The organism is Actinoplanes sp. NPDC048791, from assembly GCF_040650095.1.
Classification (GTDB): Bacteria; Actinomycetota; Actinomycetes; order Mycobacteriales; family Micromonosporaceae; genus Actinoplanes.
This window is the reverse complement of sequence record NZ_JBEZGQ010000326.1, coordinates 1-8079: the sequence shown is the minus strand read 5'-3', so window position 1 is coordinate 8079 and position 8079 is coordinate 1. Positions and strand designations below refer to the sequence as shown.

General features: G+C 72.4%; 10 protein-coding genes. 8 read left to right on the top strand and 2 right to left on the bottom strand.

Features of this window, described 5'->3' with window-relative positions; genetic code table 11:
• Positions 1-85: 85 nt before the first annotated feature.
• Positions 86-1585, bottom strand: a complete 1500-nt coding sequence (locus AB0C29_RS22960; protein ID WP_360823418.1) for an MFS transporter — start codon at positions 1583-1585, stop codon at positions 86-88.
• 100 nt (positions 1586-1685) lie between these two features.
• Here AB0C29_RS22960 and AB0C29_RS22955 point away from each other — a divergent pair, with 100 nt between their 5' ends.
• The 8 genes from AB0C29_RS22955 to AB0C29_RS22920 all read left to right on the top strand — a co-directional run bounded on the left by AB0C29_RS22955 (position 1686) and on the right by AB0C29_RS22920 (position 7669).
• Positions 1686-2579 (top strand): TetR/AcrR family transcriptional regulator, encoded by an 894-nt coding sequence (locus tag AB0C29_RS22955; protein WP_360823415.1) that lies wholly within the window; start codon positions 1686-1688, stop codon positions 2577-2579.
• Between the two features lie 150 nt (positions 2580-2729).
• Complete coding sequence (locus AB0C29_RS22950; RefSeq protein WP_360823412.1) at positions 2730-4136, top strand: M28 family metallopeptidase; 1407 nt, start codon at positions 2730-2732, stop codon at positions 4134-4136.
• A gap of 68 nt (positions 4137-4204) precedes the next feature.
• Positions 4205-4501 (top strand): putative quinol monooxygenase, encoded by a 297-nt coding sequence (locus AB0C29_RS22945; RefSeq protein ID WP_360823410.1) that lies wholly within the window; start codon positions 4205-4207, stop codon positions 4499-4501.
• The gene (locus AB0C29_RS22940; protein ID WP_360823407.1) at positions 4498-4965 is read left to right on the top strand and encodes a DUF664 domain-containing protein; all 468 of its coding nucleotides are present in this window, start codon (positions 4498-4500) and stop codon (positions 4963-4965) included. The genes AB0C29_RS22945 and AB0C29_RS22940 overlap by 4 nt, the downstream gene beginning before the upstream one ends.
• Before the next feature lies 1 nt (position 4966).
• Positions 4967-5713 (top strand): SDR family oxidoreductase, encoded by a 747-nt coding sequence (locus tag AB0C29_RS22935; protein WP_360823405.1) that lies wholly within the window; start codon positions 4967-4969, stop codon positions 5711-5713.
• Between the two features lie 38 nt (positions 5714-5751).
• Positions 5752-6486: a dienelactone hydrolase family protein gene (locus AB0C29_RS22930; protein WP_360823402.1), complete on the top strand. Its 735-nt coding sequence runs from the start codon at positions 5752-5754 to the stop codon at positions 6484-6486.
• 47 nt (positions 6487-6533) lie between these two features.
• Entirely contained in the window at positions 6534-7310 is a 777-nt protein-coding gene (locus tag AB0C29_RS22925) for an SAM-dependent chlorinase/fluorinase (RefSeq protein WP_360823399.1), read from the top strand.
• Positions 7307-7669, top strand: a complete 363-nt coding sequence (locus tag AB0C29_RS22920; protein WP_360823396.1) for a hypothetical protein — start codon at positions 7307-7309, stop codon at positions 7667-7669. Before AB0C29_RS22925 ends, AB0C29_RS22920 begins: the two co-directional genes overlap by 4 nt.
• Before the next feature lie 13 nt (positions 7670-7682).
• Here the strand turns inward: AB0C29_RS22920 and AB0C29_RS22915 are convergent, their stop codons facing one another.
• Positions 7683-7901 carry a nuclear transport factor 2 family protein gene (locus tag AB0C29_RS22915; protein WP_360823393.1) on the bottom strand — a complete coding sequence of 73 codons (219 nt, stop codon included), beginning with the start codon at positions 7899-7901 and terminating at the stop codon, positions 7683-7685.
• Between the last annotated feature and the right edge of the window lie 178 nt (positions 7902-8079).

Genomic DNA, 8079 nt, shown 5'->3' with positions numbered 1-8079 from the left:
GGCACCCGGGAAGCTAAGCACGTCGGAACGGAATGCGACACCGCCGGCGCGGCCACCGGGCCGCGGCCGCGCGAGCGCGAGTGGGTCAGTGGGCCATGTCCCGCTCGGCGTCCGGGTCCGCCACCGGTACGCCCGAGCGCAGCAGCAGCCCCGTGATGATGGCGCCGGCCAGGAAGAACGCGGCCGACCAGCCGAACGCCGTGTGGTAGCTCCGCAGCGCCGCCTCGGCCAGCGTGCCCGGGTCGCGGGCGTCGCGTCCGATCAGGAAGTCGGCTGCCGCGCTGCTCGCCACCGTGCTCAGCAGGGCCGTGCCGATCGAGCCGCCGATCTGCTGCATCGTGTTGACCGTCGCGGAGGCCACGCCCGAGTCGTGCTTGGCCACCCCGAGCGTGGCCAGGCTCATCGCCGGGGCGATGGCCAGGCCCAGGCCCAGGCCGAGCACCAGCAGCGGGGGCAGGATGCCGGCCGCGTACGTGCTGTCCAGCTCGATGCCGGTGAGCCAGAACATGCCGGCCGCGGCGATGAGCAGGCCGGTGGGGACCAGCGGGCGTGGGCCGACCCGGGGCAGCAGCGCCGAGGTGGCCGTGGTGGCCGCCACCGACAGCATGCCGATCATCGGCAGGAACGCCAGGCCGGTGCGGATCGGGGTGAAGCCCATCGACTGCTGGAGGTAGTACGTCAGGAACAGGAAGACACCGAACATCCCGGCGCCCATCACGAACAGGGTGACGAACGAGCCGGCCCGGTTGCGGTCCAGCAGGACGCGCAGCGGCAGTACCGGGTGGGCCACGGTGGCCTGGAGCCGGACGAACACGGCCATCAGTACCACCCCGGCGGTCAGGAAGCCCCAGGTCAGCGGGGAGCTCCAGGCCTCGCTCTCGGCGTTGGAGAAGCCGTAGACCAGGCTGAACAGGGCCAGTGTGACGGTGACGATGCCCGGCACGTCGATCTTCGGGCGGTCGGTGCTCTTCGTGTGGGTCAGCAGCAGGTAGCCGCCGATGATGGCCGCGACCGCGATCGGCAGGTTGACGTAGAGGCACCAGCGCCAGGACGCGTACTCGGTGAGCGCGCCGCCGAGCAGCAGGCCGAGCGCGCCGCCGCCGCCCGCGATCGCGCCGTAGATGCCGAAGGCCTTGCCGCGTTCGGCCGGGTCGGTGAACGTGGTGGTCAGCAGCGAGAGGCCGGCGGGCGCGAGCATGGCGCCGAAGATGCCCTGCAGGACCCGGGCGACGACCAGCACCTCGAAGTTCCAGGCCGCGCCGCCGAGCGCGGAGGCCAGGGCGAAGCCGAGCAGGCCGACGAGGAACACCGGCTTGCGGCCGAACAGGTCGGCGATCCGGCCGCCGAGCAGCAGCAGGCTGCCGAAGGCCAGTGCGTACGCGGTCACCACCCACTGCCGGCTCTCGTCGGAGAAGCCGAGGTGCTGCTGCACCGAGGGCAGGGCGATGTTCACGATCGTGCCGTCCAGCACGACCATCACCTGGGCCAGCGCCAGCACGGCGAGGATCCACCACCGTCGGCCGTGCTGGGGGTCGCTGTGCTCGTCCTGCGTTGTCGCGACCGCGGGGATGGTCGTGGTGCTCATGCGCTCTCCTGCCGTAAGTTGAGGTCTTGCCTCCACTTCGGCAACCGTAGCGGTAACTTGAGGGAATCTCTCCACTTCTTGGTAGGCTCGGGGAGTGAGCTTGGCCGCATCCCGCCCCCTGCGCCGCGACGCGGAACGCAACCGCCAGCGCGTGCTGGCTGCGGCCCGTGAGCTGTTCGCCGAACGCGGGCTGGAAGTGACCCTGGACGACGTGGCCCGCCGCGCCGGGCTGGGGGTCGGCACCGTCTACCGCCGCTATCCCAGCCGCGACGCCCTGGTTCTGGCCCTGTTCAGTGAGCAGCTCGACGCGTTGCTCACGCTGGCCGGCGAGTGCCTGCGCGCGGAGAATTCCTGGGACGGCCTGGTCCGGTTCCTCGAGGACTTCGCCTGCCGGCACGGGAGCGACCGGGCGATGCGCGAGCTGCTCTTCACCGCCTCCGGGCAGCGGCCCGACTTCTCCCGGATCCGCGAGGAACTGGTGCCGCTCGCCGACGAACTGGTCGCCCGGGCGCAACGCGACGGTCACCTGCGCGCCGACCTCAAGGGCACCGACCTGCCGCAGATCGAGCTGATGATCTCGTCGGTGGCGGAGTACACCCGCGACGTCGACCCTGAGGTGTGGCGGCGTTACCTGACGCTGCTGCTCGACGGCCTGCGGGCCACGCCGCTGCCCTGGTGCATCTCCTCATGGGCCCGCATGTTGCGCTCCCGGGCCCGCAGGCGGCCCTGCTCCCCCGCCTCGCTCAGCGTCAGCGACCCGTCCGCCGCCCGCAGCACCCACCCGCGCCCCTCCAGGTCGTCGAAGACGGCCGCGAAATCCGTCTCCTGGTCGTCGAAGCGTTGCAGCCGCCCGGTCAGACCGTTGCGCTCCCAGGTGCCCGGCGCGCCCGCCACATGGTTCAAGATCCACCAGTGCGGCTGGGTGAGCTGCTCCACCGCCAGCTCCGCACGGATCCGCCCGACGACCGCCCGGTACGCCGCGCCGGTCCAGTAGCCGATCGGCTGCGCCGCGAGTTCCGCCTCCGCATACGTTTTCATCACCACGTCGTGACGCTAGAACTTCAAGCCGGCTGAAGGTCAAGAGTCGACATCTGACATCGATGAGCATGGACATCTGCTCCGGGGTGGACGACGATGCTGGGGTATGACGGATCACCGCGAAAAGCCCATCTCGTCGCGGCGCGCGTTCCTGACGGCCTCCGCGGCCGTCGCGGCGACGCCGGTCCTCGGCGCCCGGGCCGCCCATGCCGGCGGGCGGGGCACGCACGGGCAGTCGCCGGACAGACAGCTGCGGGCGCTGCTGCGGGAGATCGACCCGAACAGGATCGGCGCCATCGTCACCCGGCTCGCCGCGTTCGGCACCCGGCACACGCTGTCCGCGCAGGACGACCCGGCGCGCGGCATCGGCGCGGCCCGGGACTGGATCTTCGAGCAGCTCACCACCTACGCGGCCGCTTCCGGCGGCCGGATGACCGTCGAGCTGCAGTCCTTCATCCAGCCGGTCTCCCCGCGGGTCCCGGTGCCGACCCGGATCACCAACGTCGTCGCCACGCTGCGCGGCGACACCGATCCCGACCGGGTGTACGTCGTGACCGGCCACTACGACTCACGGGCCACCGACGTGCTGGACGCCACCAGCGACGCCCCGGGGGCCGACGACGACGCGTCCGGCGTGGCGGCGATCATGGAGCTGGCCCGGGTGATGGCGACCCGGCACACCGAGGCCACCGTCGTCTTCGCCGCCGTCGCGGCCGAGGAGCAGGGCCTGTACGGCTCCGACTACCTGGCTCAGCAGTTCAAGAACGCCGGCACCGACGTGCAGGCCATGTTCAGCAACGACATCGTCGGCACCGGCGACGCGCACGACGGCTCGTCGTCGGATCCGCGCACGGTCCGGCTGTTCGTCGAGGGCGTGCCCACCGCCGAGACGGCCGCCGAGGCCACCGTCCGCAAGTCGGTCGGCGGCGAGAACGACGGGCCGTCGCGCCAGCTGGGCCGCTTCGTCCGGGACGTGGCGGAGAATCCACAGACCGGCATGAAGGTCCGCGTCATCTGGCGCCGCGACCGCTACCTGCGCGGCAGCGACCACATCTCGTTCCTGCTGCGCGGCTATCCGGCGGCCCGCTTCACCGAGCCGCGGGAGAACTTCGCGCACGAGCACCAGAACGTCCGCGTCGAGAACGGGATCCAGTACGGCGACCTGGTCGAGTTCTGCGATTTCAAGTACATCGCGCGGGTGGCCCGGGTGAACGCGGCGGTCCTGTGGTCGCTGGCCCAGGCCCCGGGCACGCCGAAGGGCGTGGTGATCGACACCACCCAGCTGACCAACGAGACGACGCTGCGCTGGCAGCGCGGCACGAGCCCCGACCTGACCGGCTACGAGGTGGTCTGGCGCGAGACCACCGCCCCGGACTGGACGAACGTGCTGGCGGTGGGCGACGTGACCACGGTGATGATCGACCTGTCCAAGGACAACGTCTTCTTCGGCGTGCGCGCCGTGGATCGCGACGGTCACCGCAGCCCGGTGGCGGCGCCGCTGCCGGCCAGCTGAGCTCCGCAACCCCGGCGGCGTAATGTCGCCCGCGGGCACCTCCGTGCCCCGGGACCGGGAGGAACGGCGTGTCGTACGGCTATCTGGCGACCATGCGCACGACGGCGGGCCACCGCGACGACGTGGTGAAGATCCTGCTCAGCGGCGTGGACGGGCTGCGTGAGGCGGGCTGCCGGCTCTATGTGGTGGGCGTGTCCGAGACCGACCCGGACCTGATCTGGGTCAACGAGGTCTGGGCGAGCAAGGACCACCACGCGGCCTCCCTGCAGCTGCCCGAGACCCGGGCCGCGATCGCCCGGGCGATGCCGATGCTGACCGGCGAGTTCACCGGCCAGGAGCTGACGGTCGCCGGCGGGCTCATGTGAGCGGCTTCCCCACCGGCACGCCCGACGAGCCGGAGCTCTTTCTGCGCTGGCTGGCGTTCCTGCGCGGGGCGGTGCTGCGCAAGGCCGGCGGCATCACCGACGAGCAGGCCCGCTGGCGCCCGGACGGCAAGCTGCTGCCGCTGCTCGGCCTGGTCAACCACCTCACCCACGTCGAGTGGCGCTGGATCGACGGCGAGATGCTCGGCCGGCCGGCCGGCAAGAACGCCGGCGAGTACTTCCCCGGACGGGAACTGACGATCGAGGCCGCGATCCGGGCGTACCGCGAGCGCGCCGCGGCGACGGACGCCGCGGTCCGAGAGCTGGGAGACCTGGGTACGCCGTCACGGGCCGGCGACGGCACGGATCTACGCTTCGTCCTCATCCACTTGATCAACGAGACGGCCCGGCACGCGGGTCACGCCGACGCGGTGCGCGAACTGCTCGACGGTACGACGGGAGAATGAGTTGACGATCTCGGGCAGCGCCCTGGTCACCGGCGCCTCACGGGGTCTGGGCGCCCAGATCGCCCGGCGCCTCGCCGCCGACGGCTGGCCCGTCGCCGTGTACTACCGCTCCGACCGGGCGGGCGCCGAGAAGGTGGTCGCCGACATCGTCGCCGCCGGGGGCCGGGCCGCCGCGTTCGGCGCGGATGTCACCGACGAGGCCGAGGTCGCCGCGCTGGCCACCGCGATCACCACCGAGCTCGGCGCCGTACAGGTGGTGGTGGCCAACGCGACCGGCCCGCAGCCGCTCGCCCCGGCCGCCGAGGTCTCCTGGCAGGCCCACCTGGACCAGTTGGTCTTCTTCGTCAAGAGCCCGACCCTGCTGCTGCAGGCCACCCTGCCCGGGATGCGTGAGCTGGGCTCGGGCCGCTTCATCCACATCGGCTCCGACTCGTTCGAGCGGGCCCTGCCGGGCGCCTCGGCGTACAACGCGGCGAAGGGCGCGCAGATCGGCCTGGCCCGGACGTGGGCGCGCGAGCTGGGCGCGTACGGCATCACGGTGAACGTGGTGGCGCCCGGCTGGATCCCGGTCGAGCGCCACGGCGTGGTGACGGCCGAGGACAGCGCCGGTTACGTACGGGACGTGCCGCTGGGCCGGCTGGGCAAACCGGAGGACATCGCCGACGTGGTGGCCTTCGTGGCCAGCGATGCCGCTCGCTTCATGACCGGGGAACGTCTGACAGTCAACGGCGGCCACACCATCGACTGACGCGGGCCGGAGGCCGGGTGCCAGTAGGGTCATTCGGCATGAAGCTGCGTGAGGACGAGGTACGGGTACCGGCGTCCGGCTACGAAATCCGCTCGGTGGTCATCACTCCGGTGGGCGACGGCCCATGGCCGGGTGTGCTGCTGTACACCGACATCTTCCAGTTGACCGAGTCGACGCTGCGCACCGCCCGGCGCTTGGCCTCGGCCGGCTTTGTCGTCTGCGTACCGGAGATCTACCCCCGCGGCGAGCTGGCCGGCGTGGTCCTGGAGTTCGACGACGCGGGCAAGCAGGCCGGCCTGGCCGGCGCGGCCGCGACCACCACCAGCCAGTTCGACGAGGACCGGATCGCGGTGCTGGACTTCCTCCAGCAGCGCACCGACGTCACGACGCTGTTCGCGACCGGCTTCTGCATCGGCGGTCACCTGGCGTTCCGCGCCGCCTTCGACCCGCGGGTGGCGGCCACCGTGTGCTTCTACCCGACGGGCCTGCACAACGGCGCGCTGGGCGCCGACGCCGACGCGGGATCCCTCGCCCGCGCCGCCGACATCCAGGGCCGGCTGATGATCGTCTTCGGCTCCCAGGACCCGCACGTACCCGCCGGCGCCCGGGCCGAGATCCTGTCCGCCCTGTACGCGGCCGGCCAGGACGACCTCGAACTGCACATCTACCAGGGCGGCGAGCACGCGTTCATGCGGGACGTCGGCGCCCGGCACGACCCGGCCCTCACCGACCTGGCCCTGACCGAGGCGGTCTCGTTCCTCACCGGCCGGTGACCCCCCGATCGGCGGCGGATCCGGCCGGTTGTCCTTAGGCTCAGGGCATGCTCATCACCGTGGTGGCCGACTACGGCACCGGGGACCTGGCGTTCGCCGAGGTCCGTCAGACGTTCGCGGAGCTGCTGCCCGAAGCCCGGGTGGCCGCCCTGTCGGTGCCGCCGTTCGACACGGTCGGCGCCGGCTTCTGCGTGGCCCAGCTGGCGTTCGGGTCCGGCCCCGCCGACCGGGTGATCTACGCCAACGTGGCGCCCCGGCAGGACGAGGAGCAGCCGCGCGAGGACAACGCCGGCGAACGGCTGGTCGCGGCGCGGCTGCCCTCCGGTGTGCTGGTCGTCGGCGTGGACTCCGGGGCCAGCCTGTCGTTCCTCGCCGACGAGGGCGTGCCGCTGCACGCGGTCAAGGTCGCCGACGCGGGCTCGCAGTTCCGCTCCCGGGACGTGTTCCCGGCCGCGGTCGCGGGCCTGGTCCGCGGCGACGACGACCTGCTCGGCGACGTGGTCCCGATCGGTCCGGCGCCGCAGCGCACGGTCGTCTACACCGACGGCTACGGCAACCTCAAGACCAGCTGGTTCGAGGCGCCGGCCGAGACGGGCACGACCGTCCGGGTACGCATCGGCGACGCGGAGGCCGAAGCCGTGGTCAGCGACGGCGTGTTCGCCGTACCGGCCGGGCAGGTGTCGTTCGCGCCGGGCAGTTCCGGCTGGCCGAGCGGCACCGGCGGCGGCATGAAAATGTGCTTCGAGCTGCTGGCCCGCGGCGGGAACGCGGCCCAGCTCTTCGGCTTCCCGCCCGCCGGCACCCCGGTCGAGATCGTCGGATGACACGCCACGCATTCGCCCACGACGCCGTGCTGATGATGGGCCCGGAGGCCGACCTGCGGGCGCCGGGCGGCGCGGTGACTACCGCTCTGTGCGGTCACTGGGAACATGAGCCGCCCTGCCCGGTGGCCGCGCACCACACCGCCGCCGTGCGTGTCGACGGCGAGGTCCGGGTCCACGTCCTCTTCGCGACGGAGCCGGACCGCGAGCAGCGGGTCCGCGGCCTGATCGACGCGGCGCTGGCCGCGGGGGCCTTCGCCGGCCCGGACGGTACGGCGTCCTTCTGGTCCCTGACGTCCTCGGCCCGGGGCGAGGTGGCCCCGGAGGAAACCGCGCACGCCGCCCGCCTCACCGAGCAGTGACCACGGCGACGGATCAGCCGCCGTTCCACCGGTAGATCTGCCCGTCCCGCAGCTCGTACGACGCCGGCGGGGCGGGTGCTGGTGAGGCGGCCAGCCGGGCGAGCACCTTGACCCGGCCCTGGATCGAGATCCGCGGCTCATCCCAGTGCAGGTACGGGTGCAGCAACACCTTCAACGCCACCTGGTCGTGGCGTTCGACGGCCGACAGCACCTCACGAACGATCCGGTCCACCACCCCATCCTGGACCGGCCAGGCGTTCGCCCGCGACCCCGGTGGCCGGGGACGGTCGCACGACGCTCGGTGAACGGGAACATGCCGCGTCGCTGGGCGTGCCGGCGATCCCCGCGATCCCGGCTATCCCGGCGCGGCCATCCCGGCCATCCCGGCGCGGCCATCCCGGCCATCCCGG